Source organism: Actinomycetospora sp. CA-084318, from assembly GCF_050955885.1.
Classification (GTDB): domain Bacteria; phylum Actinomycetota; class Actinomycetes; order Mycobacteriales; family Pseudonocardiaceae; genus Actinomycetospora.
On the sequence record NZ_CP192098.1, the window covers coordinates 3,376,813 to 3,400,876 of the forward strand.

General features: G+C 75.6%; 23 protein-coding genes. 12 read left to right on the forward strand and 11 right to left on the reverse strand.

The window, feature by feature from the left end:
* The first annotated feature begins 99 nt into the window (after window positions 1-99).
* Entirely contained in the window at window positions 100-1,872 is a 1,773-nt protein-coding gene (locus ACQPYX_RS16480) for a CTP synthase (RefSeq protein WP_433803737.1), read from the forward strand.
* Window positions 1,869-2,549 carry an NUDIX domain-containing protein gene (locus ACQPYX_RS16485; RefSeq protein ID WP_433798405.1) on the forward strand — a complete coding sequence of 227 codons (681 nt, stop codon included), beginning with the start codon at window positions 1,869-1,871 and terminating at the stop codon, window positions 2,547-2,549. Before ACQPYX_RS16480 ends, ACQPYX_RS16485 begins: the two co-directional genes overlap by 4 nt.
* Before the next feature lie 4 nt (window positions 2,550-2,553).
* On the opposite strand, the gene ACQPYX_RS16490 is transcribed toward ACQPYX_RS16485, so the two are convergent.
* Window positions 2,554-3,318: a helix-turn-helix domain-containing protein gene (locus ACQPYX_RS16490; RefSeq protein WP_433798406.1), complete on the reverse strand. Its 765-nt coding sequence runs from the start codon at window positions 3,316-3,318 to the stop codon at window positions 2,554-2,556.
* Window positions 3,319-3,400: 82 nt separating this feature from the next.
* On the opposite strand from ACQPYX_RS16490, the gene ACQPYX_RS16495 reads away from it, so the two are divergent.
* From ACQPYX_RS16495 to ACQPYX_RS16505, 3 genes are read left to right on the forward strand one after another with little or no spacing between them, the layout of a single operon-like run.
* Window positions 3,401-3,826, forward strand: coding sequence for a pyridoxamine 5'-phosphate oxidase family protein (locus ACQPYX_RS16495; protein ID WP_433798407.1), 426 nt, complete (start codon window positions 3,401-3,403; stop codon window positions 3,824-3,826).
* 18 nt (window positions 3,827-3,844) lie between these two features.
* Window positions 3,845-4,768 carry a site-specific tyrosine recombinase XerD gene (gene xerD, locus ACQPYX_RS16500; protein ID WP_433798408.1) on the forward strand — a complete coding sequence of 308 codons (924 nt, stop codon included), beginning with the start codon at window positions 3,845-3,847 and terminating at the stop codon, window positions 4,766-4,768.
* Window positions 4,769-4,778: 10 nt separating this feature from the next.
* Window positions 4,779-5,945: an acyl-CoA dehydrogenase family protein gene (locus ACQPYX_RS16505; RefSeq protein ID WP_433798409.1), complete on the forward strand. Its 1,167-nt coding sequence runs from the start codon at window positions 4,779-4,781 to the stop codon at window positions 5,943-5,945.
* A gap of 19 nt (window positions 5,946-5,964) precedes the next feature.
* Here ACQPYX_RS16505 and ACQPYX_RS16510 read toward each other — a convergent pair whose 3' ends face one another.
* Both ACQPYX_RS16510 and ACQPYX_RS16515 read right to left on the reverse strand, forming a co-directional pair.
* Complete coding sequence (locus ACQPYX_RS16510) at window positions 5,965-6,699, reverse strand: GAF and ANTAR domain-containing protein (protein ID WP_433798410.1); 735 nt, start codon at window positions 6,697-6,699, stop codon at window positions 5,965-5,967.
* Window positions 6,700-6,780: 81 nt separating this feature from the next.
* The gene (locus tag ACQPYX_RS16515; protein WP_433798411.1) at window positions 6,781-7,170 is read right to left on the reverse strand and encodes a hypothetical protein; all 390 of its coding nucleotides are present in this window, start codon (window positions 7,168-7,170) and stop codon (window positions 6,781-6,783) included.
* A gap of 159 nt (window positions 7,171-7,329) precedes the next feature.
* On the opposite strand from ACQPYX_RS16515, the gene ACQPYX_RS16520 reads away from it, so the two are divergent.
* Window positions 7,330-7,863 carry a hypothetical protein gene (locus tag ACQPYX_RS16520; RefSeq protein WP_433798412.1) on the forward strand — a complete coding sequence of 178 codons (534 nt, stop codon included), beginning with the start codon at window positions 7,330-7,332 and terminating at the stop codon, window positions 7,861-7,863.
* On the opposite strand, the gene ACQPYX_RS16525 is transcribed toward ACQPYX_RS16520, so the two are convergent.
* The 3 genes from ACQPYX_RS16525 to ACQPYX_RS16535 form a co-directional block, all read right to left on the reverse strand.
* Window positions 7,860-9,470 (reverse strand): thiamine pyrophosphate-dependent enzyme, encoded by a 1,611-nt coding sequence (locus ACQPYX_RS16525; RefSeq protein ID WP_433803738.1) that lies wholly within the window; start codon window positions 9,468-9,470, stop codon window positions 7,860-7,862. The two genes, ACQPYX_RS16520 and ACQPYX_RS16525, sit on opposite strands and share 4 nt — an antisense overlap.
* Window positions 9,467-10,699 (reverse strand): MFS transporter, encoded by a 1,233-nt coding sequence (locus ACQPYX_RS16530; protein WP_433798413.1) that lies wholly within the window; start codon window positions 10,697-10,699, stop codon window positions 9,467-9,469. Before ACQPYX_RS16530 ends, ACQPYX_RS16525 begins: the two co-directional genes overlap by 4 nt.
* A gap of 115 nt (window positions 10,700-10,814) precedes the next feature.
* Complete coding sequence (locus tag ACQPYX_RS16535) at window positions 10,815-11,591, reverse strand: IclR family transcriptional regulator (protein WP_433798414.1); 777 nt, start codon at window positions 11,589-11,591, stop codon at window positions 10,815-10,817.
* Between the two features lie 167 nt (window positions 11,592-11,758).
* On the opposite strand from ACQPYX_RS16535, the gene ACQPYX_RS16540 reads away from it, so the two are divergent.
* The 3 genes from ACQPYX_RS16540 to scpB are packed head-to-tail and all read left to right on the forward strand — an operon-like array spanning window position 11,759 to window position 14,011.
* Complete coding sequence (locus ACQPYX_RS16540; protein WP_433803739.1) at window positions 11,759-12,637, forward strand: ParA family protein; 879 nt, start codon at window positions 11,759-11,761, stop codon at window positions 12,635-12,637.
* Window positions 12,634-13,437: a segregation and condensation protein A gene (locus ACQPYX_RS16545; RefSeq protein ID WP_433798415.1), complete on the forward strand. Its 804-nt coding sequence runs from the start codon at window positions 12,634-12,636 to the stop codon at window positions 13,435-13,437. The genes ACQPYX_RS16540 and ACQPYX_RS16545 overlap by 4 nt, the downstream gene beginning before the upstream one ends.
* A 7-nt stretch (window positions 13,438-13,444) precedes the next feature.
* Complete coding sequence (scpB, locus tag ACQPYX_RS16550) at window positions 13,445-14,011, forward strand: SMC-Scp complex subunit ScpB (protein WP_433798416.1); 567 nt, start codon at window positions 13,445-13,447, stop codon at window positions 14,009-14,011.
* Between the two features lie 82 nt (window positions 14,012-14,093).
* Here scpB and ACQPYX_RS16555 read toward each other — a convergent pair whose 3' ends face one another.
* From ACQPYX_RS16555 to ACQPYX_RS16565, 3 genes are read right to left on the reverse strand one after another with little or no spacing between them, the layout of a single operon-like run.
* Window positions 14,094-14,342, reverse strand: coding sequence for a hypothetical protein (locus ACQPYX_RS16555; RefSeq protein WP_433798417.1), 249 nt, complete (start codon window positions 14,340-14,342; stop codon window positions 14,094-14,096).
* An 8-nt stretch (window positions 14,343-14,350) separates the two neighbouring features.
* The gene (locus tag ACQPYX_RS16560; protein ID WP_433798418.1) at window positions 14,351-14,677 is read right to left on the reverse strand and encodes a DUF6247 family protein; all 327 of its coding nucleotides are present in this window, start codon (window positions 14,675-14,677) and stop codon (window positions 14,351-14,353) included.
* A 38-nt stretch (window positions 14,678-14,715) separates the two neighbouring features.
* Entirely contained in the window at window positions 14,716-15,894 is a 1,179-nt protein-coding gene (locus ACQPYX_RS16565) for a YbfB/YjiJ family MFS transporter (protein WP_433798419.1), read from the reverse strand.
* Window positions 15,895-15,936: 42 nt separating this feature from the next.
* Here ACQPYX_RS16565 and ACQPYX_RS16570 point away from each other — a divergent pair, with 42 nt between their 5' ends.
* From ACQPYX_RS16570 to der, 3 genes are all read left to right on the forward strand, one after another.
* The gene (locus ACQPYX_RS16570) at window positions 15,937-16,683 is read left to right on the forward strand and encodes a pseudouridine synthase (protein WP_433798420.1); all 747 of its coding nucleotides are present in this window, start codon (window positions 15,937-15,939) and stop codon (window positions 16,681-16,683) included.
* A gap of 65 nt (window positions 16,684-16,748) precedes the next feature.
* Window positions 16,749-17,504: a (d)CMP kinase gene (gene cmk, locus ACQPYX_RS16575; RefSeq protein ID WP_433798421.1), complete on the forward strand. Its 756-nt coding sequence runs from the start codon at window positions 16,749-16,751 to the stop codon at window positions 17,502-17,504.
* Window positions 17,505-17,507: 3 nt separating this feature from the next.
* The gene (der, locus tag ACQPYX_RS16580) at window positions 17,508-18,881 is read left to right on the forward strand and encodes a ribosome biogenesis GTPase Der (RefSeq protein WP_433798422.1); all 1,374 of its coding nucleotides are present in this window, start codon (window positions 17,508-17,510) and stop codon (window positions 18,879-18,881) included.
* On the opposite strand, the gene ACQPYX_RS16585 is transcribed toward der, so the two are convergent.
* Both ACQPYX_RS16585 and ACQPYX_RS16590 read right to left on the reverse strand, forming a co-directional pair.
* Window positions 18,878-21,472, reverse strand: coding sequence for a LuxR C-terminal-related transcriptional regulator (locus ACQPYX_RS16585; protein WP_433798423.1), 2,595 nt, complete (start codon window positions 21,470-21,472; stop codon window positions 18,878-18,880). The two genes, der and ACQPYX_RS16585, sit on opposite strands and share 4 nt — an antisense overlap.
* A complete protein-coding gene (locus tag ACQPYX_RS16590; RefSeq protein WP_433798424.1) occupies window positions 21,469-24,060 on the reverse strand; it encodes a LuxR C-terminal-related transcriptional regulator in 2,592 nt (863 codons plus the stop codon). The genes ACQPYX_RS16585 and ACQPYX_RS16590 overlap by 4 nt, the downstream gene beginning before the upstream one ends.
* Window positions 24,061-24,064: the final 4 nt, after the last annotated feature.

Genomic DNA, 24,064 nt, shown 5'->3' on the forward strand with positions numbered 1-24,064 from the left:
GCTGGTCACCCGGTCGGCGGTGTTAGGGTGAGGTTCCGTGGACCGGTGCCCGAACGCCCGAATCTCCCGGACCGACCCCCGCCCGCACGGGGGGACGTGATGCAGCATCCGCGGACCACGAAGCACGTCTTCGTCACCGGTGGCGTCGCCTCGTCCCTCGGCAAGGGCCTGACGGCGTCGAGCCTCGGCCAGCTGCTCACCAGCCGCGGCCTGCGGGTGACGATGCAGAAGCTCGACCCGTACCTCAACGTCGACCCCGGGACGATGAACCCGTTCCAGCACGGCGAGGTCTTCGTCACCGAGGACGGCGCCGAGACCGACCTCGACATCGGCCACTACGAGCGCTTCCTCGACCGTGACCTCTCGGCGCGGGCGAACGTGACGACCGGCCAGGTGTACTCCGAGGTCATCGCGAAGGAACGCCGCGGCGAGTACCTCGGCGACACCGTCCAGGTCATCCCGCACATCACCGACGAGATCAAGTCGCGGGTGCTCGCGATGCGCGAGGGCCCCGACGGATCCGCGCCCGACGTGGTGATCACCGAGATCGGCGGCACCGTCGGCGACATCGAGTCGCTGCCGTTCCTCGAGGCCGCCCGGCAGCTGCGCCACGAGGTCGGCCGCGACAACTGCTTCTTCCTCCACGTCAGCCTCGTGCCGTTCCTCGCGCCGAGCGGCGAGCTGAAGACGAAGCCGACGCAACACTCGGTGGCGGCGCTGCGCAACATCGGTATCCAGCCCGACGGGCTCGTGCTGCGCGCCGACCGGCACATCCCCGAGGAGATGACCCGCAAGATCTCCCTGATGTGCGACGTCGACGAGGACGGCGTCGTCGCCTGCCCGGACGCGCCGTCGATCTACGACATCCCCAAGGTGCTGCACTCCGAGGGGCTCGACGCCTACGTGGTGCGCCGCCTCGGGCTGCCGTTCCGCGACGTCGACTGGACTGTGTGGGGCGACCTGCTCGACCGCGTGCACCAGCCCACCGAGCGCGTGACCATCGCGATCGTCGGGAAGTACGTCGACCTCCCCGACGCCTACCTGTCGGTGACCGAGGCGGTCCGGGCGGGCGCGTTCGCCCACCGCGCGAAGGTCGACATCCGGTGGGTGCCCAGCGACGAGTGCCAGACCGCGGCCGGCGCCGAGAAGGCGCTGGCCGACGTGCACGGCGTGCTCGTGCCCGGTGGCTTCGGCGTCCGCGGCATCGAGGGGAAGATCGGCGCGCTCGACCACGCCCGGCGCCACGGCATCCCCGCGCTGGGACTCTGCCTGGGACTGCAGTGCATGGTCATCCACGCCGCGCGGGCGCTCGCGGGCATCGAGGACGCGAACTCCGCCGAGTTCGAGCCCGACACCCCGAACCCCGTCATCTCGACGATGGCCGACCAGACCGACGTCGTCTCCGGCGAGCGCGACATGGGAGGCACGATGCGCCTCGGCGCCTACCCCGCCGTGCTCGCGCCCGACACGATCACCCGCGCCGCCTACGGCAGCGGGACCGTCTCCGAGCGGCACCGTCACCGGTACGAGGTCAACAACGCCTACCGCCAGCGGCTCGCCGAGGCCGGGCTCGTGTTCTCCGGGACCTCACCCGAGGGCACGCTCGTGGAGTTCGTCGAGCTGCCGCGGGCGGTGCACCCGTTCTTCGTCGGGACGCAGGCCCACCCGGAGCTGAAGTCGCGCCCCACCCGGGCGCACCCGCTGTTCGCCGCCTTCGTCGCCGCCGCGCTGCGCCACGACGCGTCGTCCCGGCTGTTCGGCAGCGACGGCACGGACGGCTCGGACGGCCGGGACGGCGGGGGCACCGACATCGAGGGCGACGACCCGGTCGACGCGGAGGCCGCCCGCCTCCACGAGGCCGGCGTCCCGTGAGCCCCCGCGAGCCCGTCACCCCGGACTCCCTGCGCGACCCGCACGGCGGGCACCCGCCGCACTCGTTCGACGTCGTCGACTCCGAGACGCTCTACGAGGGCGCGATCTTCGCGCTGCGCGGCGACCGGGTGCGGATGCCGGGCGGACGGGTCGCGACGCGGGAGAAGGTCGAGCACTACGGCGCGGTGGCGATCGCCGCGCTCGACGAGGACGACCGCCTCGTCATGATCTACCAGTACCGCCCGGCCATCGGCCGCCGGATCTGGGAGATGCCCGCGGGCCTGCTCGACGGTGGGTCGGGTGAGGCCCCGGTCGAGGCCGCGAAGCGGGAGCTCGTCGAGGAGGTCGGGATCGAGGCCGACGACTGGTCGACGCTGGTCGACGTCGTGGGCTGCCCCGGGTTCGCCGACGAGTCGGTGCGCGTCTTCCTCGCCCGTGGTCTGCGCGAGGTCGAGCGCCCCGAGGCCGGGGACGACGAGGAGGCCGACCTGGTGATCCGCCGGGTGCCGCTCGACGACCTCGTGGCCGGGGCGATGTCCGGGGACCTCGTCAACGGTCCGTGCATCGCCGGGGTGTTCGCCGCCGTCGAGGTCGTGGCCGGCCGGTTCCGTCCTCGCCCGGTCGACGCCCCGTGGATCGACCGCCCGACCGAGTACGCGGCCCGCACGCAGGGCTGAGGCCCTACGACGCCCGCACCTCGCTGGGCGCCACCCCGCGGTGGCGCCGGAAGGCCGTCGAGAAGCTGAACGGGTTCGCGTACCCGACCCGGCGGGCGACGGCGGCCACGGTGACGTCGGGCTCGGTGAGCAGGGCGTGCTCGGCGACCGCGAGGCGGTGCTCGCGGACGTAGGCCAGCGGCGACGTACCGACGGCCTCGTGGAAGCGGCGGGCGAACGCCGCCCGGCTCACCCCGGCGCGGTCGGCCAGTGCGGCGACGGTCCAGGGGGCGGCCGGGTCGGCGTGCAGGGCGGCCAGGGCCGCGGTCACGGCCGCGTCGGCGACCTCGCCGTGGCGGCCGCGGGCCACGAGGACGTCGCGGACGGTCTCGACGACGAGCCAGTCGAGCAGCCGGGCGGAGACGACGTCACCGGGCCCGGCCGACGGGGCCTGGTCGGCCACCCGCTCGATTAGCAGGCGGCAGAACTCCGAGTCCGCCGGCGCGAGCACCCGGTCGGGCAGCGCGAGCAGTCGCGGCGCCGGACCGTGCAGGGCGAACCGCGCGACGACGACGGTCGCGGGCCCGTCCGCCACGACCGGCACCGACCCGGCGTCGTGCAGCAGCAGGGCGTCCCCGGGACCGAGGTCGACGTCGCCGACCCGCAGGCGTCCCCGCGCGACCGCGACCAGGCTGCGCCGCCGGCCGGTCGGCAGTGTCGCCCGCCCGGACGGCTCCTCGACCACCAGCTCCGGGTCCACGACCCGGACCGCCTCCAGCACCCCGTCCACGCCGCCCGAGGCTAGACGCCCGCGAAGGTGCCGGGGCGGCACGGACATGGGCGGACCGGGCACCGACGGCGAGGCTGGACGCATGACGATCACCGCCGCCGACCGCGAGCTGCTCGACCGCCCCCTGTTCGGCCTGCTCACCATCCCGCCCGGCCCGGACCGGCTCCCCGCGCCACGGCCGGTGTGGTTCGAGGTGACCGGCGACGGCGAGCTGCAGCTGTTCTCGATGGCGGACGCGCTCAAGGTCCGGCGGCTCACCTCGGAGCCGCGGGCGAGCTTCGTCGTGGTGGCACCGGCCGACGAGCCGGAGCGGTGGGTGTCGGTCGAGGCCGACGTGACCGTGCACGCCGACGGGGCGAGCGAGCTGGCCCACCGGCTCGCCGCCCGCTACTGGGCCGACCCCGACACCGAGGAGCACCGCGAGCTGCTGGCGACGTTCGCGGACCCGGGGCGCGTCCGGCGGATCGTCCTGCACCCGCGGCGCGTCACCCGGGGCCCGGCGGTGTGAGCCGGTAGAACCGGCGGCGTGGCACACCCAGCGGACGTCGTGGCCACCTACCTCGACCACCTCGACGTCGAGCGCGGCATGTCGGTGCACACCCTGTCCAACTACCGCCGCGACCTGGACCGCTACCTCGAGCACCTCGAGCGGCTCGGCCGGGCCGACCTCGCCGAGGTGACCGGACCCGACGTCGGGACCTTCCTGGTGGCACTGCGGACGGGCACCGACGGGCACCGGCCGTTGGCGACCTCGAGCGCCTCGCGGGCCGTCGTCGCCGTGCGCGGGCTGCACCGGTTCGCGCTGGCCGAGGGGGTCGTCGCGCAGGACGTCGCCGCGGAGGTCCACCCCCCGGCGCCGCCGCGCACGCTGCCGAAGGCGCTCGACGTCGACACCGTGACCCGGCTGCTGGAGGCGCCGTCCGCGGACGACCCCCGCGGGGTCCGGGACCGGGCGCTGCTGGAACTGCTGTACTCGACGGGCGCCCGGATCAGCGAGGTGGTCGGCCTCGACGTCGACGACGTGGACGTCGAGCAGCGCACCGTGCTCCTGGCGGGCAAGGGCGGCAAGCAGCGGCTGGTCCCGGTCGGGCGGCCCGCGCTCGCCGCCCTGGAGGCCTACCGGGTGCGGTCGCGGCCGGGCTTCGCGGTCCGCGGGAGGGGCACGCCGGCGCTGTTCCTCAACGCCCGGGGCGCGCGGCTCTCCCGGCAGAGCGCCTGGAACGTGCTGCGCGAGACGGCCGAGTTCGCCGGGGTCACGGCGGAGATCTCGCCCCACACGCTGCGGCACTCGTTCGCCACGCACCTGCTCGACGGCGGCGCCGACCTGCGGGTGGTGCAGGAGCTGCTGGGCCACGCGTCGGTGACGACGACGCAGATCTACACGATGGTCACTGTCGAGAAGCTCCGCGAGATCTACGCGACCTCGCACCCCCGCGCCCGGGCGGGCTAGCGTCCGGGACGTGGACTTCACCGAATCCGAGGACCACCGGCTGATCCGGGAGGCGGTGCGGGAGCTCTGCGCCCGGTTCGACGACGAGTACTGGGCCCGGTGCGACGCCGAGCACGCGTTCCCGTGGGACTTCTACGACGCCATGGCGACCGGCGGCTGGGTCGGCATCGCGATCCCGGAGGCCTACGGCGGGGGCGGGCAGGGGATCGAGGCCGCGTCGATCGTGCTGGAGGAGGTCGCGGCGTCCGGCGCGTGCATGAACGGAGCCAGCGCGATCCACATGTCGATCTTCGGGATGCACCCCGTCGTGCTCCACGGCAGCGACGCCATGCGCGAGCGCTACCTCCCGCGGATCGCCACCGGCGGCCTGCACGTCGCCTTCGGGGTCACCGAGCCCGACGCCGGACTGGACACGACCGCGATCACGACCCGTGCGGAGCGCACGCCGGGTGGCTACCGGGTGTTCGGCCGCAAGGTGTGGACGTCGAAGGCGCTGGAGTCGGAGAAGGTGCTGCTGTTGGTGCGCACGACGCCGGCCGCGGAGTGCGCGAGACGGACCGACGGGCTGTCGCTGCTGCTGGCCGACCTGCGCGACCCCGCCGTCACGATCACCCCGATCCGCAAGCTCGGCCGCAACGCGGTCGCCTCGTGCGAGGTCGCCTACGACGGCCTCGAGGTCGCCGCCGACGACCTGGTCGGCGAGGAGGGTCAGGGTTTCCGGCAGATCCTCGACGGGCTCAACGCCGAGCGGGTCCTCATCGCCGCGGAGGCGTTGGGGACCGGGCGGGCGGCGCTGCGCCGGGCGGTGGCGTACGCGAAGGACCGGCGGGTGTTCGGGCGCTCGATCGGGGCGAACCAGGCGGTGGCGCACCCGCTGGCCGAGGCGCACGCGCGGCTGCACGCGGCGGAACTCGTGGTCCGCGAGGCGGCGTGGAAGGTCGACCGGGGCGAGCCCGCGGGGGAGGCGGCGAACACCGCGAAGTTCGTGGCGGCGGAGGCCGGGTTCTTCGCCGCGGACGCCGCGGTGCAGACCCACGGCGGGTTCGGCTACGCCGAGGAGTACCACGTGGAGCGGTACTTCCGGGAGGCCCGGCTGCAGCGGTTGGCCCCGCTGCCGCAGGCCATGGCGCTGAACTACCTCGCGCAGACGGTGCTCGGCCTCGAACGCTCCTACTAGACGACCCCGCCGGCCGCGCTCAGCGCCCCGCCCTCTCGTCCGAGCGGCGCCGGTGCTCCTCGAGCAGCCACCCGGCGACGTCGCGCAGCTTGATGTTCGACTGCTGCGAGGCCTCGACGAGCATGCGGAAGGCCCGGTCGCCGTCGACCCCGTGCCGCTCCATGAGGATGCCCTTGGCCTGCCCGATCTGGTCGCGGTTGCCGAGCGCGATGTCGAGGCCCTCGGCGCGGCTCGCGCCGTAGAGCGCGATCGCCGCCTGGAGGGCGAACACCTCGAGGGTCACCCGCCCGGCCTCGGAGAACGCGCCGGGGGTGAACGAGTACAGGTTGAGCGAGCCGACCGGTGCGTCCGGCGGGCCCATCGCGTAGGACAGCATCGCGCGGACGCCGGCGGCCCGTGCCCGCGGGCGCCAGTTCGGCCAGCGGGTCTCGTCGTCGAGGTCGATCGCCTCGACGTGGGTGGGCTCGTCCCGGTGCCCGGCGTCCACGCACGGGCCCTCGTCGAGCTCGGCCTGGGCCGCGTCGAGGTCGGCGACCCAGTCGGCGGACGGTGCCCGGCTCACGACCTTGCCCCGGTCGGTCTGCGTGATCCCCGCGCCGTCGGCGCCCGGGACGCGCTCGGCGGCGACCTCGACGATCCGGGTGAGGACCTCCTCCGTGGTGCCGAGCCCCTGGTCGGGCGTCGGGGCGCGGAGCACGACCGTGGCGGCGTGGCTCAGGGCGTCGGACAGGGCGTCGACCTCGTGCTGTTCCATCTCTCCTCGGTGTGGTGCGCGTCCGCCCGGCGGCGTCGAGGCGGAGGTCCCAGGGTAGGAGATCCGGGCGCGGACGGGGCGTCAGGCCGTGCCGTCGCCGGACCCGTCGCTCGACCCGTTGCCGGTCTCCCGGACGAGGACCGAGGCCCGTTGGCGGGTGACGCCGAAGAGCCGCGCGATCTCGTTGATGCTCATGCCCGCCGCGTGCAGGGCGGTCGCCTCCCGGCGGCGCCATCGGCCGCCGACCGAGTTGAGCGACTCCAGGGCCCGGGAGATGTGCTCCACGATGAGCGGCGGCTCCTCGGCCCGGACCGCCGTCGCCCAGTCCGTGCCGTCGAGCCGCAGCCGCTGGAGCTCCCGCGCCCGGTCCCGGGCGGCGTCGAGGCTCTCGATGCACGTCCCGAGCTCGACCACGAGGTCGGCGAGCGCGCCGTCGACCTCGTCGGCCCGCTCCGGGGTCTCCTCGGCCACGGGGCCTCCCTGTCGTCCGGCTGCAACGTGTGTTGCAGGCAATGGTTGTTGCGCTTTTGGTTGTGTGCCACTCTATGGGGAGCACCCACTGTTGCGCACCAGCAGGGGGCTGCGCCGAACGAGTGAAGGGTCTCACCGCGACCCGGATCGGAACCCCGCATGACCACACTCTCCGCAGCCGTCGACCTCCCGGTCACCGACCACACGGTGCGTGACGCCCGGATGCTCGTCCTCGACCTCGTCGACAGCTGGGACACCACCACCAGCCGTGTCGACCTGGCGCTGCTGATCGACGATCTCAGCTCCGACGTCGTGTCCCACGCCGACGGCGAGCACGACCTCCGTCTCGAGCTGACCCTCCACGAGGACCTGCTGCGGGTCGCGATCGCCGACGGCAGCGCCGTCCGACCGGCCGTCGTCGACGCCCGCACCGGTCGTCTCCGGCTGCTCGCCGTGCTCGCGCAGCGCTGGGGGCACGAGCCCTACCGGGACGGCCACCGGTTGTGGTTCGAGCTCGGCGCGGCGTCGCCGCCGACGGGTCTCGACCTCGGCGACGAGGTCGCCCCGGAGGTCGGGGCCCGCCTGCGGCTCCTGCTCGAGGGCGCCCGCGTCGGCGAGCCGCACCGTCCGCGGTTGGTGCGCTGGATCGCGACCCTGCGCGGGGGGTGCCCGGTCCGCCGCACCCGGAACTAGCGCAGGTCGCAGGCCACGACGAGGGGGGTCCGCCGGCCGGCGAGGGTCGGCACGACCTCGTCGAGCAGCGCGGCCAGCTCGGTCCCCGTACGGACCCGGCGGGCCTCGCAGCCCAGCGCGGTCGCCAGCCCGGGCACGTCGACCTCGCCGAAGCCCGGCCACGGGGCCTTGCCGCCCGCCGCGGCAGCCAGCCGGTCCATGATCGCGTACCGGCCGTTGTCCAGGACGAGCACGAGCACGCCGACCCCGTAGTGCGCCGCCGTCCACAGGGCCTGGACCCCGTAGAGCGTCGAGCCGTCACCGACGACGGCGACCACGGGGCGCTCCGGCGCCCCCATCCGCACGCCGATCGACGCGGGCACGCCGAACCCCAGCCCGCCCTGCGCCGCGGACAGGAACCCGAGCGGCGCCCGCGCGGGCACCAGGCGGTGCAGGTCCGGGCGCGACGAGGGCGTCTCCTCCACGACGACCGCGTCGGCCGGCAGGCGCGCCGCGAGGGCGGTGAACACGGCGGGTGCGTCGAGGGCGTCGTCGGGCCCGGCGCCCTGGGGGAAGGATCCGTGCTCCCCGACCGCGTGAGGGGACCCCTCGCGCGGCTGGTGGGGGCGGATCGTCCCCTCACGCGCCGGGAGGGTGGCCGTCAGGGCGGTGACGGTCGCGGCCGGGTCGGCGAGCACCGCCATGTCGGCCCGGCTGTGGTGGACGTCCTCGGGGTCGTCGGAGACGAGCAGGACGGTCGTGCCCGGCTCCACGAGGTCGCCGGGGGAGTACTGGTACTGCCGGAAGACCGGGGCGCCGACGACGAGGACGAGGTCGTGCCCGGCGAGGGTGTCGCGCAGCGCGGCGCGCTCGGGCGGCAGGTGCCCGGCGAACCGCGGATGGTCCTGCGGGAAGCCCGCACGGGCGGCGAACGCCTCCTGCCACACCGGCGCCCCGAGGTGCTCGACGAGCCCGACGAGGGCCGTCCACGCGGCCGGTGAGTCCGCGTCCGCGCCGACGACGACCGCCGGCGACGCCGCGGCGGCGACGTGCGTCGCCAGCTCCCGCACCGACCCGTCGTCGGGAACGCGGCCTCGCCGGACGGTGCCGGGCGAGGGGAGGGCGCGGGGGTCGGCCTCGGCGCCCCAGTCGTCGCTGGGGACGGTCACGACGGCGGGTCCGCGTGCGGTGACGGCCTCGTGGAAGGCGCGGTCGAGGGCGCCCGGGACGTCCTGCGGCCGGGCGGGGGCCGACCACCACACCGGGTACGAGCCGGCGAGCCCGTCGAGGTCGCCGGCGAGGAACGGGCGGGCGGCGAGGTGGCGGCGGTCCTGCTGGCCGACGAGGACGACGAGCGGCGTGCGGTTGACCCGCGCGGTCGCCAGGGCGCCGACCGCGTTGCCGAGGCCCGCGGTGGTGTGCAGGACGACCAGCGCGGGTCGGTCGGTCGCGGTGGCGTACCCGGTGGCGAGCCCGACCACGGAGCCCTCGTGCAGGGCGAGGACGAAGTCGAGGTCGTCGGGCAGGTCGGTGAGCAGCGTGATCTCGGTCGACCCGGGGTTGGCGAAGACGCGGTCGAGGCCGCGCCGGCGCAGGACGTCGAACGCGGCCTCGCGGACGGTGCTCAGGACGCCGCCCGGTCCCGCTCGGTGACCGTCCCCGCGAGGTCCTCGGCGGGCTCGGTGCGGCGGATGAAGACGACCGCCACGGCGCCGAGGGCCGCGACGAGGGCGAAGAAGTAGAAGCCCCAGGGGTAGGCGACGCCGCCGGCCACCAGGGCGCCGGTGAACGCCGGGCCGGAGATCGCGCCGAGCCGGCCGACCCCGCTCGCCGAGCCCAGGGCGGTGCCCCGCACGGCGGCGGGGTAGATGCGCCCGACCCAGCTGTAGACGAGCACCTGGGAGGAGAACACGAAGATGCCGGCGAGCAGGATCGCGACGTAGACCGCCGCCCCGGGCAGCCGGATCGACAGCAGCGCGAGGAAGACCGCGGCGACCGCGAACCACGTGATCGTGGCGGGACGGACGCCGATGCGGTCGGCGACCCGGCCGCCGACGAGCAGGCCGATCACCGCGCCGACGTTGAGTGCGAGCAGCTGGAACAGGGCCTGGGTGAGCTCGTACCCGGCGAGCCGCATGATCTCGGGCAGCCAGGTGTTGAGGCCGTAGACGAGCAGCAGGCCCATGAACGACGCGACCCAGAAGGCGACGGTGGCGACGCCGTAGCCGCTGCGGAACAGGTCGCCGAGCGGGTTCTTCCGGCCCGCGGACGCGTCGCGGGCGACCGCCGCGGCGTCGGCGGGGAGCCGGCGGGCCATCAGCGGCACGAGCACGAGCGCGGGCACGGCGCCGACGACGAACATGAACTGCCAGCCGAGGCTCGACACGAGCAGGGCGCCGAGCAGCGACGCGGCGACGGCCCCGGCGTGGTAGCCGGTCATGAGGATCGTGGTGGCGGTGTTGCCGCGGCGCGGCGGGGCGTGCTCCGCGGTCATCGCGAGGGCGACCGGGAGGACGCCGCCGAGCGGGACGCCCGCGAGGAAGCGCAGGGCGCCGAGGACCCCGGCGTTCGGGGCGAGCGCACAGGCGGCGCCGAGCACGGAGAAGGCGACGACGCAGGCGATCATCGTCCGGCGCCGGCCCCACACGTCGGCCACCGGCCCGACCGCCAGGGCGCCGACCATGACGCCGAGCAGCCCCACCGTGGCCACCGTGGTGGCGCTGCCGGGGCTGAGGGCGAAGACGGGGTCGCGGCGCAGCACCGGGATGACGACGCCGAGGACGACGAGGTCGTAGCCCTCCAGCGCCACGGCCGACCAGGCGAGCCAGCGCACCGCGGTCGAGGACGGGTTCGTCATCACTGCCACCTTCCTGCCGCGACGTCCGTGTCGGCGACGTGGGCGGAGTATGGGGAGCCCGTCCGCCGGGGTCACCGGTTCCTCCCGCTGAGCGGAAGACGGGCGCGCCCCGACGTCAGCGGCCCGGGCGCGACCCCAGGTTCCGCGACGCGGTGGCCGCCGCGACCTTCACGGCCGGCACGTACGGGGGCAGGGCGGCGGCGGCCGGGACGACCACGCCCAACGCCGCGACCACGGACCCGTCGGCGCCGACGACCGGGGCGGCGACCGACGACGCCCCCTCGGTCATCTCCTCCCGCGACAGGCAGTGCCCGGTCCGGCGGATCTCGGCGAGCCCGGAGCGCAGGGCAGCGGGGTCGGTCATCGTCCCGGGTGCCAGGCGGGGGAGCCCCCGGGTGATCACCTCCTCGACGAACGGGGCCGGGGAGTGCGCGAGCAGGACCTTCCCCGGCCCGCTCGCGTGCAGCGGCATGTCCCGCCCCACCCGGGAGCGCACGGTGAGCTCCTCCCGCCCGGCCAGCCGCTCCACGAACAGGGCGCGGTAGCCGTCGAGCACCACGAGGTGCACGACGTGGCCGGTCACCGCCGCGAGGTCCTGCATCGGGGCGAGCGCGGCCTCGCGCAGGGTCCGGGCCGCCGGGGCGAGGGCCCCGATCCGCCACAGCCGCAGCCCGATCCGGTAGCGCCCGCGCCCGACCCGCTCGAGGGCGCCCCACCCGACCAGCTCCGCGACGATGCGGTGGGCCGTGGCGGGCGGCAGACCGGTGCCGGAGACGATGTCGGCGAGGGCGAGCTCGGGGGAGGCGTCGCTGAACGCGGCGAGCACCGCCAGCGCACGGCCGAGCACGGAGCGTGGCGCCGCGCCGTCCTCCTCGGCCCCCCGCTCGGTCATGGCGTCTGGTGTCCCCCGGAAGCGCTTCCGTCACACGTCGGCGCGTCATGATGGCCCCGCTCGGGCCCCCCTCCTAGCCTGGGCGGACCACGGAGGCGCGGGGGTCACCCGGAGGGAGGACGAGCACGATCATGTCGGCACCTCTCTTCGACGCCGAGTCGCTCCGGATGGGCGAGCCGGCTCGGCCGGACGTGCCGGCGGTGACGTCCGCACCCGAGCCGCCCGACCCGGCGTCGCGACCCCGCCGCGAGATCCCCGAGCCCGCGCCGCTGTCCGGGCACGGCCCCGCGACGGTCCTCGCGATGTGCAACCAGAAGGGCGGGGTCGGGAAGACGACCTCGACGATCAACCTCGGCGCCGCCCTGGCCGAGTACGGCCGGAAGGTGCTGCTGGTCGACTTCGACCCGCAGGGCGCGCTCTCGGTCGGGCTCGGCGTGCAACCGCACGAGCTCGACACGACGATCTACAACCTGATCATGGAGCGGCGGGTCACCCTCGACGACGTCGTGCTCCGCACCGCGGTCGAGGGCCTGGACCTGCTGCCGAGCAACATCGACCTGTCCGCGGCCGAGGTGCAGCTGGTCAGCGAGGTGGGCCGCGAGCAGACGCTCGGCCGGGTCCTCGCGCCGGCGCTGCCGCACTACGACTACGTCCTCGTCGACTGCCAGCCCTCGCTCGGCCTGCTCACCGTCAACGCCCTGGCCTGCGCGCACGGCGTGCTGATCCCGCTCGAGTGCGAGTACTTCTCGCTGCGCGGGGTGGCGCTGCTGATGGACACGATCGAGAAGGTGCAGGACCGGTTGAATCCGGATCTCGAGATCACCGGCATCCTGGCCACCATGTACGACCCGCGCACCCTGCACACCCGCGAGGTCATGGCCCGCGTGGTGGAGGCCTTCGGCGACCTCGTCTTCGACACCGTCATCAACCGGACGGTGCGCTTCCCGGAGACCACGGTGGCCGGCGAGCCGATCACGAGGTGGGCCTCGCGGTCGCAGGGCGCGGAGGCGTACCGGGCGCTCGCGCGAGAGGTCATCGCGCGGTGACGCTCGCCCCGGAGCGGCCCGGACAGCGGCAGGGGTTCCAGGTCAGCCTGGACAACTTCACCGGCCCGTTCGACCTGTTGCTGCAGCTCATCGGGCGCCACGAGCTCGACGTCACCGAGGTCGCGCTCTCCCGCGTCACCGACGACTTCATCGCCTACACCGCCGCCCTCGGCGGGTCGGCGGACCTCGAGGAGACCACCGGGTTCCTCGTCGTCGCCGCGACCCTGCTCGACCTCAAGGCGGCACGGCTGCTGCCCAGCGCCGAGGTGGAGGACGAGGACGACCTCGCGCTGCTCGAGGCCCGGGACGTGCTGTTCGCGCGGCTGCTGCAGTACCGGGCCTACCAGCAGGTCGCGGCCCTGTTCCGGGAGCTCGAGTCGTCGGCGCGGCTGCGCTACCCGCGGGCGGTGTCGCTCTCGCCGGAGCTCGCGTCGCTGCTCCCGCCGGTCGAGCTCGGCGTCGACGCGGCCCGGTTCGCCGAGATCGCCGCCGCCGTGTTCCGGCCCTCGCCGCCGCCCACCGTGGGCCTGGACCACCTGCACGCTCCGAGCGTCTCGGTCCCCGAGCAGGTCGTGATCATGAGCGGACGGCTCGAGGAGGCCGGCCGACTGACGTTCGCCGAGCTGTGCGCGGACTGCGAGCACGGCGTCGAGGTCGTCGGCCGCTTCCTCGGGGTGCTCGAGCTGTACCGCTCCCGCCAGGTCGCGCTCGATCAGGACGAGGCGTTCGCCGAGCTGGCCGTCCGCTGGGCCCCGGACTCCGAGGACCGCGGGACCGCCGCCCTCGACCCCGGTGAATGAGCGGGGCATGAGCGTTCCGGACGACGAGCTCCCCGGGCTCGGCAGCGACGCCGAGCTGGACGCCGCGCTCGAGGCCGTGCTCATGGTCGTCGACGCACCGGTGCCGGCGAGTCAGCTGGCCGAGGTGCTCGAGCAGCCCCTGGCGCGGGTGACGGCGGCGCTCGACCGGTTGGCCGCCTCGTACGCGTCGCACGGTTTCGAGCTGCGCCGCACCGACGAGGGCTGGCGCTACGCCTCCCGCGCCCGGTTCGCGCCCTACGTGGAGCGCTTCGTCCTCGACGGTCAGCGCGCCCGCCTGACCCGCGCCGCCCTGGAGACCCTGGCGGTCGTCGCCTACCGCCAGCCCGTGACACGCGCCCGGGTGTCGGCCGTCCGCGGGGTCAACGTCGACGGCGTGATGCGGACGCTCACCGCCCGCGGCCTGATCGTCGAGGCGGGCACGGACGGCGCGACCGGTGGGACGCTCTACCGGACCACGGAGCTGTTCCTGGAGCGCCTCGGCCTCGGTTCGCTCGACGAACTGCCGCCGATCGCGCCGCTGCTGCCCGAGGTCGACGACATCGACGAGCTGTAGTCGTCACCCCTCGTGGCAGGAAAGCGTCGTTGCTGTCGTCCAACGCCAGGAAATCCACATCCTCGAGGGCCCGCTCCGTTGCTCAGAGAGCCACGAGGTTCAGCAGATCCACGGCTCGCTCGCGTTCGATCACGCCGTAGTACAGGACGAGGCGCCCTGCAGCGGCGGTGGCCGTCCTGATACCCGAAGGGTTGGTCGGGACGTAGGGCGTCCCGACGGTCCAGGGTGACAGCTCCAAGGAGGCCCGCAGCTCGGCGAGTGGTGCGAGCAGCGCAGGTGGGAGAGCCGCGACGGCCGCGGCGTAGGGCTCGTGGTCGCGCAGGCGGTACACGGAGAGGGTCAGATGCCGGCTCTGCGCCGGGTGACCTCGAGTGGTTCGTCCTCCGAGGGCGGGACGCCGGTGGCCTGCTCGGCGGCGTACCTCACGACGTGGCGGAAGCCCGCAGGGTCGCTCTGGAGGAGGGCCACCCGCCGCCAGCGCTCGATGACCTCGTGGACGCCGGAGATGTCGAGTTCCCGGCGGGCCCGCTCCAGCGCGTCGCCGTACTCGGCGACGAAGCCGGCGCGGTCCTCATCGGTGGCGAGCCAGGCCCGGATGGTCGCCGGGGTCGCGCCGGGCCGCAGCGGGTGCGGTCGGGCTCGATCGTCAGCGGCCCCGGTCGTCATGGACCTGCACGGTAGCTGTTCGGCGCAGTGCCGTGTGGTCAGCCGGGAGATCCGGCGCGGTTGCGGATCCGCGCCGCGGGGATCGCCACGAGCGTCGCGGCGACGACGAGCGCGCCGCCGAGCGCGAGCGCCGGGCGGGCGTCGTCGCCGCTCACCAGTGTCACCAGCACCGGGCCCACCACCTGCCCGATCCCGTAGAGCGCGGAGAACACGGCGACGACGGGTCCCGCGCCCCGTCCGGCGAGGGTGCGGGCCAGCGGCAGGGTGAGCATGACGATGCCGATGAACGTCCCGCCGAAGACGACCGCCGAGACGACCACGGCGACCGGGGAGGCCACGAGCGCCGGCAGCGCCAGCCCGACGGCCTGCACCGCGAGCGCGGCGAGCAGCGCGGGCCCCCGGCCGCGCCGCGCCGCCACCCGCGCCCAGAGCAGGCACGACGGCACCCCCGCGAGCCCGGCGATCGTCCAGGAGCTCGCGGCCACCCAGGGCGGGCCGATGTCGGTCGCGACGTCGACGAGGAACGTGCCGGTGATGATGTAGCCCGCGCCCTCGAGGAAGTAGGCCGTCCCCAGGGCGACCAGCAGGAGGCGCCGGGGCGGCGGACCGTCGGCCACGCCACCGTCGTCGGGATCGGCGGGCAGCCGGACGAGCCGCACCGCGACCAGCGACAGGACGAGCGCGAGCACCGCGGCGACCCACCAGGTCAGGGTCCAGCCGCCGAGGGCGGCGGCCAGCGGGGTCACGAGGCCGGACAGGGCGATCCCGCCGCCGACGCCGCCGAACACCCACCCGGCGAGGTCGTCCCGGTCGTGGCGGCGCAGCAGGGTGAGCACGAGGTCCGCCGCGGTGACGAAGGCGAACGCGCTCGCGACGCCGGAGACGCCCCGCGCGACCGCCCACACCCCGAAGGCCGACGAGAGCGGCATCGCGGCGAGGGTGAGGACGGTCAGGACCAGGCCCGTCGTCAGGAAGGCCGCGCGACGCCGCCGCACCACCGGGGCGGCGGCGAGGAGGCAGCCGACCAGGTAGCCGAGGTAGTTGGCGGCGGCGAGCAGGCCGGCGTCGGCGGTGCCGAGCCCGGCGCCGGCGCCCATCACGGGGATGATCGGGGTGAAGACGAAGCGGCCCACGCCCATCGCGGCGGCGAAGGCGGCCGCTCCCGCGGCGACCACGGGCCCGAGGCGCGGGCGGGTCGCGACGGTCGGCGTCGACACAGCTCCGGACCCTAGTCCGCGGACCCACTACGCTGGAGTCCCGTGACCGAGGGTGAGCAGGGAGTCCGCCTGCAGAAGGTGCTCAGCGAGGCCGGCGTGGCCTCGCGGCGGCAGGCCGAGATCCTGATGCGCCAGGGTCGGGTGGAGGTCGACGGGAAGGTCGTCACCGAGATGGGGCGCCGGGTCGACCCCGCGACCGACGTCATCCACGTCGACGGCAGCCGCATCGTCACCGACGTCGAGACGGTGCACCTCGCGCTGAACAAGCCCGAGGGGATGCTCTCGACGATGTGGGACGAGCACGGCCGCCGCTGCGTCGGCGACGTCGTGCTGGAGAAGGCGGGCTCGACGAAGGGGCTGTTCCACGTCGGGCGGCTCGACGCGGCCACCGAGGGCCTGCTGCTGCTGACCAACGACGGCGAGCTGGCGAACCGGCTGATGCACCCGTCCTACGAGGTGCCCAAGACCTACCTCGCCGAGATCCGCACGCCGATCGCGAAGGACCTCGGCAAGCGGCTGCGCGAGGGCGTCGAGCTCGACGACGGGCCGGCCGCGGTCGACAGCTTCAAGGTGATCGACCGGTCCGGCGCGCGGGTGATGGTCGAGGTCGTGCTGCACGAGGGGCGCAACCGGATCGTGCGCCGCCTGTTCGACGCGGTCGACAAGCCGGTCGAGCGGCTGGTGCGCACCGCCGTGGGCGACGTGCGACTCGGTGACCAGCGTCCGGGCACGCTGCGCAAGCTCGGCCGCGGCGAGGTGGGAGCGTTGTACCACGCGGTGGGCCTCTAGGCCGCCGGATCAGGCACAATGGACTCCCGGACGGGTGTTGGGTCGACGTTCGGGAGGCGCTGGTCGTGGAGAAGGTCCTGCAGGGGGTCGTGGCGGTCGACGGACCGTCGGGCACCGGCAAGTCGACGACCGCCCGCGGCCTGGCGATGCGCCTCGGCGCCCGCTACCTCGACACCGGCGCGATGTACCGGGCGGCCACCCTCGCGGTGATGCGCTCGGGTGTGGCGCTCGACGCGACCGTCACCGACGCCGACGGGCACGACGACGCCGTCGCGGTGGCGCTCGCGGCCGACCTCGTGATGTCCACCGACCCGGCCGAGCCGCGGGTCCGCCTCGGCGGCGAGGACGTCGGCGCGGAGATCCGGGGCGCGGAGGTCACCCGGAACGTCTCGGCCATCTCGGCGCTGACCGAGGTGCGCCGCCACCTCGTGGCCGAGCAGCGGCGGATCGTCGCCGAGGCGCAGGGCGACGGGTCGGGCATCGTCGTCGAGGGCCGTGACATCGGCACCGTCGTGGTGCCGGACGCCGACCTGAAGATCTACCTGGTGGCCTCGGACACCGTCCGGGCCGGGCGCCGCAGCGCGGAGGACACCTCCGCCGGGCGCGCCACCGACGCCACCGCCACGGGCGCCGACCTCGCCCGCCGCGACCGTCTCGACTCCTCCCGCGCCGCCTCCCCGCTGCGGGCCGCGGAGGACGCCGTCGAGGTGGACACCTCGGCGCTCGACGTCGAGGGCGTCCTGGACCGACTCGAAGAACTCGCCGCCGAGCGCGGCATGCTGGTCCCCGCGCTGGCGGAGTCCAGCGCCAACGGAAGGTAAGACGTGACGCAGGAACTGCCTGCGGATTTTGACCTGCCCGAGCACGACTCCGAGCGGCCGGCCCAGCCGGTGCTCGCGGTCGTCGGGCGTCCGAACGTCGGCAAGTCGACGCTGGTCAACCGCATCATCGGCCGCCGGGAGGCGGTCGTGCAGGACGTCCCGGGCGTGACCCGCGACCGGGTCGCCTACGACGCCCTGTGGAACGGGCGCCGCTTCACCCTGGTCGACACCGGGGGCTGGACCCCCGACGCCAAGGGCATGCAGGCCGCCATCTCGGCGCAGGCCGAGACCGCGATGGCCACGGCCGACGCGATCCTGCTGGTCGTCGACGGACAGGTCGGCGCGACCTCGGTCGACGAAGCCGTCGCGCGCACCCTGCGCCGCTCCGACCGGCCCGTGCTGCTGTGCGCCACCAAGGTCGACGACGAGCGCGGGCTCGGCGAGATCGCCGCGCTGTGGCGCCTCGGGCTCGGCGAGCCGCACCCGGTGTCCGGCCTGCACGGCCGCGGCTCGGGCGACCTGCTCGACGCCGTCCTCGACGTGCTGCCGGAGTCCCCGCGCGACGACGTCGACCTCGAGGGCGGCCCCCGGCGCGTGGCCCTGGTGGGCAAGCCGAACGTCGGCAAGTCCTCGCTGCTCAACCAGCTCACCGGGGAGAACCGGTCGGTGGTCGACGCGACCGCCGGCACGACGACCGACCCGGTCGACTCGCTCGTCGAGATCGACGGGCAGACCTGGCAGCTCGTCGACACCGCCGGTCTGCGGCGGAAGGTCCACCAGGCCTCCGGCATGGAGTACTACGCCTCGCTGCGCACGAAGGCCGCGATCGAGGCGGCCGAGGTGACGGTGCTGCTGCTCGACGCCTCGGAGCCGATCAGCGAGCAGGACCTCCGGGTGGCCACGCAGGTCACCGAGGCCGGCCGCGCGCTCGTGCTGGCGATGAACAAGTGGGACCTCGTCGACGAGGACCGCCGCCACGCCATGAAGCGCGAGCTCGAGCGGGCGCTCGTGCGCCTGCCCTGGGTGGAGCGGGTCAACATCTCGGCGCGGACCGGGCGGGCGGTGCAGAAGCTCGCCCCGGCGATGCGCACCGCCCTGGAGAACTGGGACCGGCGCATTCCGACGGGGCGGCTCAACCAGTGGCTGGCCGACATCGTCGCCGCGACGCCGCCGCCCGTGCGCGGCGGCAAGCAGCCGAAGATCCTCTACGCCACCCAGGCGCAGAGTCGGCCGCCGACGTTCGTGCTGTTCACCTCCGGCTTCCTCGAGGCGGGGTATCGGCGCTTCCTGGAGCGCAGGCTCCGGGAGACCTTCGACCTCACGGGCACGCCGATCCAGATCAACGTGCGTGTGCGGGAGAAGCGCAAGAAGTCCTAGTCCGGGCGGGGGCCGGCCACCACCACCAGGGCCGCGCGGTCGGAGAGCCCCAGGCGGGAGCACGCGCGGTAGACGTGCGACTCGACGGTGCGGACCGACACCTGCAGGCGCTCGGCGATCTGCCGGTTGGTCAGACCCTCGCCCGCGAGGTGGGCGATCTCGCGTTCCCGGGCCGACAGCACGACCGGGGCCTCCGCGTCGGCGAGCGCGGGGGTCCGGAGGCCCTCGCACGCCGCGGCGAGGCCCCGGGCCCGGGCCGCGGCCTCCGTGGCGAGGACGAGCTCGTGGTCCGCGCGGGCGACCGCGGCCGCCTGCGCCGCGGCGTCGGCGGCCTCGGGACGCATCCCGCGGCGTTCGAGCCTGCCCGCCACCAGGAGCAGCTCCCGGGCGTCCGCCAGGGCGGCCGCGTGCTCGGCCGCCAGCCGCGATCGCGGCGAGCCGAGCTGCTCCGCGAGCTCGCGGAGGCGCTCCGCCTGGTCGGTGGCGCCGAGGCGCACCGCATGCTGCCGGGCCACCACCTCCGCAGCCCGGACACCGATCGCCCGGCAGCGCTCCGCGGCCCGTCGGGCGGCCTCGACCGCGCTCCGGCCGGCGCCGGAGGCCGCCTCGACCCACGCGCGCGCCAGATCGAGCTCGAACTCCATCATGGTCACCTGCGGGTGCCGGCGGCCCTCCGCCGCGGTGAGGGCGGTCCGGGCCGCCGCGGCGTCCCCGAGCATCCCGTGGCACTGCGCGACGAGGGCGAGCAGCCAGGCCGCCCAGCCGCCGCCGTGCCCGGGGAACACGGCGAGCACGCCCTCCAGCGCGGGCACGGCCGACCGCGGGGAGCCGAAGACCGAGCCGAGCCGCCCCTCGAAGAGCGCCACCCACACGGCGCCCTCGGCGCCGGGGAGGTCGTGGGCCCACGCGAGCCGGCGCCGCGCCGACTCCGGCTCGCCCCGCAGCTGGGCGTCGAGGATCTCGCTGAACGCGAGGTTGCCGGCGTAGTTCCCCATCACCCGGCCGCGCAGGGCGGCGGCGAGACCGCGGTCGACGAGATCGGCGGGCGGGCGGGCGTCCCCGACGAGGGCCCGAGTGTAGCCGAGACCCCAGCTCACGAGGACGACGTCGTCGTCACTCGGCGTCGGTGCGGCGAGCACCCGCTCGCCGCGGGCCACCGCCTCCGCGACCTCGCCGCGGCACGCGGCGATCACGCACCGGATGCCGTCGTGGCGGGGATCCTCGGTCGGGTCGTCGCCGGACGAGCGTCGTTCGGCCTCGCGCAGGACGTGCTCGCCCCCGTCCACGACGGCGGCGCCCGACGCCCCGAAGTGGGCCGTGAGGGTCCGCAGGAGGATCGCGCGGGTCATCTCGTCGGGGTCCGACGCCTCCTCGGCCGCCAGCGCCAGGACCGTGTCGGCCTCGTCGGCGCGCAGCATGTAGACGAGGAGCGCCGCGAGTCCGGCGCGGGCGTCGAACCCGCCACCCGCCGCGATCGCGGCGCGCAGGAGCCGCTCGGCCAGGCCGAAGTCGCTCACCCCCGAGGCCTGCCGGGCCGCGGCGAGGAGCAGGCCCGGGTCCGGGCGACGACCGTTGTCCAGGGACAGCACGGCCCGCCGCAGGTCGGCCCCGGGCCGGCCCGCCTCCGTACCGGCCAGCGCGTCGGAGAGCTCCGCCCGCAGGCGACGGGCGCGCGGCACGCTCGTCCTCGACCGGACCAGCTCCCCGTAGAGCGGGTGGGCGGGGCGGGCCTCCCAGCGGTCGCCCGTCTCCTCCAGCGTGACCAGCGAGCGCTGGGCCGTCTCCTCCACGGCCTCGGCCCCGGCGAGCCGCTCGAGCAGGTCGAGGTCCAGCGGCTCGACGACGGCGAGGAGTTCCAGGACGCGCTGCTGCGGCTCGGACAGGCCCGCCAGGCGCGCCCCGACGAGGTCGGACAGCACCGGTGAGAGCGCCACCTCCCCGGACCACACCCACATCCCGGACTCGGCGCGGAGGTGCCCCGCGATGCGCTCGCCGTCCACGAGGTGGCGCAGCCACAGCAGGTTGCCGCCCGAGGTGTCGTGGAGCCGTCGGGCGCTGACCGGCTCCACGGGGGCGCCCAGGGCTCCGGCCAGGGCGGCCACGGTGCGCTCCCGGTCGAGGGGGCCGACGTCGATCCGGACGGCCAGGTCGTCCTTCCACAGCGCCGTGATCGCCTCCGGCGCCGGTTCACCGGCCCGTGCGGTGAGCACGAGCCGGACGCCGCGGGTGACCAGGCGACCGACCGCCACCGCCGAGACCTCGTCGAGCAGGTGGGCGTCGTCGACCAGCAGCACGTCCCGGCCGTCGCGCGGTCCGAGGGCGGCCACGGCGAGCTGCAGGCCGGAGAGGTCCGCGGACACCTCGGGGAGCACGTCGAGCAGCGCGCCGAGCGGGAGCTCGCGGGCCGACGCCGTGGCGCGGACGATCCCGAGGACGCGGGTCCGGCCGAGCCGGTCGAGCAGCTCCAGCGCGAGGCGGCTCTTCCCGACGCCCGCCGCCCCCACCAGGACCACCGCGCCGCGCTCCGCCATCGCCGCCGACGCCCGCGCCAGTTCCCCCTCGCGGCCGGTGAACGGCCAGCTCCCGCTCACGACACCCGGCGCGACGCCGCCACGCTCACCAGCGCCGCCCGGTCGGGCAGGCCCAGCCGGGTGCAGGCGCGGTAGACGTGGGACTCGACGGTGCGGACGGACACGTGCAGGCGTTCGGCGATCTGCCGGTTGGTCAGGCCCTCGCCGGCGAGCAGGGCGATCTCGCGCTCGCGGTCGGACAGCGGCACGGGCGCGTCCGCCTCGGCCAGGGCGGGGGTCCGCGCCCCCTCGCCGGTCGCGGCGAGGGTCCGTGCCCGCTGCTCGGCCTCGGTGGCGACGACGAGGTGTCGGTCGCGCCGGGCGGTGGCGGCCGCCTGCGCCGCGGCGTCGGCGGCCTCGACGATCATCCCCGCGTCCTCGAGCCGGCCCGCGACGGCCAGGAGGCCCCCGGCGTCGTGCGTCGCGAGCGCCACCGCGTGCGCGTGGGCGTGGGTGGAGCGCGGGGTGCCCAGCCGCCGGTCCAGCTCCTCCAGCCGGTCGGCCTGCTCCCGGTCCCCGAGGCGCACCGCGGTCTGGCGCGCCAGGACCTCCGCGGCGTGGGTGCCGAGGTCCCGGCACCGCTCGGCCCCGCGCCGGGCCGCGTCGACGGCCTCGCGCACGGCCCCGGACGCGGCGGCCGCCCAGGCCCGGGCGAGGTCGTACTCGTGGTCCACCACCGCGATGTGCGGGTGCCGACGCCGTTCGGCGTCCGCCAGGGCGGCGCGGGCGGCGGGGCCGTCGCCGAGCAGTCCGTGGCACTGCGCGACGAGGGCCGCGCTCCATCCGCCCCACCCCCCGCCGTGTCCGGGGAAGGCGGGCAGCGCCGACTCGAGCGCCCGGATCGCGGTCCGCGGCAGACCCGCCCCGCGGGCGACGCGGCCGTCGTAGAGCGCGGCGAAGCTCGGGGCCTGCTCCCCGGTGAGGCCGTGGATCCAGTCGAGCCGACGGCGGGCCCGGGCGGGCTCGCCGCGCAGGTCCGCGTCGAGGAGCTCCATGTAGCCGATGTTGGCGGTGACGGTCGCCGTGATGCCCTGGCGGGCGGCCTCGATGCCGCGCTGCAGCAGGGGACGGAGGTCCCCGCCCTCGCCGGTGAGCGCCCCGAGCAGGCCGAGGACGAAGCACGCGAGCGCGACGGTCTCGTCCGGCCGCGTCGCATCGGTGACGACGCCCTCGGCGAGCTCCCGGGCCTCCCGGACCCGGCCCGCGGACCCGAGGAACATCGCCCGCAACGCGTCGTAGGCGGGGTCGGGACGTCCCCCGAGCCGGGTGGCCTCGTCGCGGGCGAGCAGGTCGGGCCCGGAGCGGGGCGGGTCGAGCTGGAAGTGGTGGGACAGCCCCCGCAGCACGACGGCCTGCCGACGCTCGGCCTCGGTGGCCTCGCCGCTCCCCGCGTCGACGATGACGTCGGCCTCGTCGACCCGCATCTGGTAGTCGAGCAGGTGGGCCAGGGCGAGCCGGGCCGCGAACCCGCCGCCCGCCGCGACCGCCGCCCGCAGCAGCCGCTCGGCCAGCGCGAAGTCCCGGAGCCCGGAGGCCTGCACCGAGGCCGCGACGAGGGCGTCCGGGTCCGGGACCCGGTCGCTGCCCAGGTCGAGCACCGCGCGGCGCAGGCCGTCCCCGGCGCGCCGTCCGCCCGTGCCGGCGAGGGCCTCGGAGAGCTCGCCCCGGATGCGCCGCATCCGCGGCACGCTCATCGTGGACCGGACCGACTCCCCGTAGAGCGGGTGCGCGAGACGGACCTCCCACCGCTCGCCGTCGGGCAGGATCGAGACGAGTCCCCGGTCGGCGACCTCCTCGACCACGTCCCGGCCGACCAGCGTCCCGAGCATGCCCAGCCCCAGGGGCTCGGCGACCGCGAGCAGCTCGAGCACCCGCCGCTGCGGTGCGGTCAACCGGCCGATGCGGGCGTCGAGGAGGTCGCGCAGCGCGGGGGAGAGGCCGACCTGGCCCGTCCACACCCACGCCGATCCGTCACGCGTGAGCCGACCGGCGGCCCGTTCGCCCTCGACGAGGTGGCGCAGCCACAGGACGTTGCCGCCGGCGGTCTCGTGCAGCGCCCGCGCGGTGCGGGCCTCCAGCGGGCCGTCGAGGACCGTCGTCAGGACGGACGCGGACTCCTCCCGGGTGAACGGCTCCAGGTCGATCCGCGGGATGTCCTCGTCCTTCCACAGCGCCGTCACCGCGTCGGGCTTGGGTTCACCGCTGCGCAGGGTGACCACCAGGCGGCTGCGCCCGCCGCGGGCGAGCTGGTGGACCACGGTGGCCGAGACGTCGTCGAGCAGGTGCGCGTCGTCCACGACCAGCAGGCCGTGCGGCACGGCGCCGAGCGCGTCGAGGGCCGCCCGGACGTGGTCGGCGTCGGGCGAGGAGGCGTCCACCGCGGCGCGGGGGAGGACGTCCACGAGCGCCCCGAGCGGGATCTCCTGCGCGGACGCCGTCGCGCGGACCGTCCCGACGACGGGTCCCGGGCCGCGGGCGGCGAGCTCACGGGCCAGCCGGCTCTTCCCGACCCCGGCCGGTCCACCCAGGATCACCGCACCGCGGGCGCGGAGGGCGTCCCCGGCGGCGGCCAGGACGTCGTCGCGCGCGGTGAACGGCCACGTCTGCATGGTG

Bases quoted from the DNA above. Each gene is read 5' to 3' on its own strand.
- ACQPYX_RS16540 (WP_433803739.1), top strand. From the start codon at position 11,759: ATGGGCGAGCCGGCTCGGCCGGACGTGCCGGCGGTGACGTCCGCACCC.
- ACQPYX_RS16510 (WP_433798410.1), bottom strand. From the start codon at position 6,699: ATGGAACAGCACGAGGTCGACGCCCTGTCCGACGCCCTGAGCCACGCC.
- ACQPYX_RS16495 (WP_433798407.1), top strand. From the start codon at position 3,401: ATGACGATCACCGCCGCCGACCGCGAGCTGCTCGACCGCCCCCTGTTC.
- ACQPYX_RS16535 (WP_433798414.1), bottom strand. From the start codon at position 11,591: ATGACCGAGCGGGGGGCCGAGGAGGACGGCGCGGCGCCACGCTCCGTG.
- ACQPYX_RS16520 (WP_433798412.1), top strand. From the start codon at position 7,330: ATGACCACACTCTCCGCAGCCGTCGACCTCCCGGTCACCGACCACACG.
- ACQPYX_RS16590 (WP_433798424.1), bottom strand. From the start codon at position 24,060: ATGCAGACGTGGCCGTTCACCGCGCGCGACGACGTCCTGGCCGCCGCC.
- ACQPYX_RS16530 (WP_433798413.1), bottom strand. From the start codon at position 10,699: ATGACGAACCCGTCCTCGACCGCGGTGCGCTGGCTCGCCTGGTCGGCC.
- ACQPYX_RS16560 (WP_433798418.1), bottom strand. From the start codon at position 14,677: ATGACGACCGGGGCCGCTGACGATCGAGCCCGACCGCACCCGCTGCGG.
- ACQPYX_RS16480 (WP_433803737.1), top strand. From the start codon at position 100: ATGCAGCATCCGCGGACCACGAAGCACGTCTTCGTCACCGGTGGCGTC.
- scpB (WP_433798416.1), top strand. From the start codon at position 13,445: ATGAGCGTTCCGGACGACGAGCTCCCCGGGCTCGGCAGCGACGCCGAG.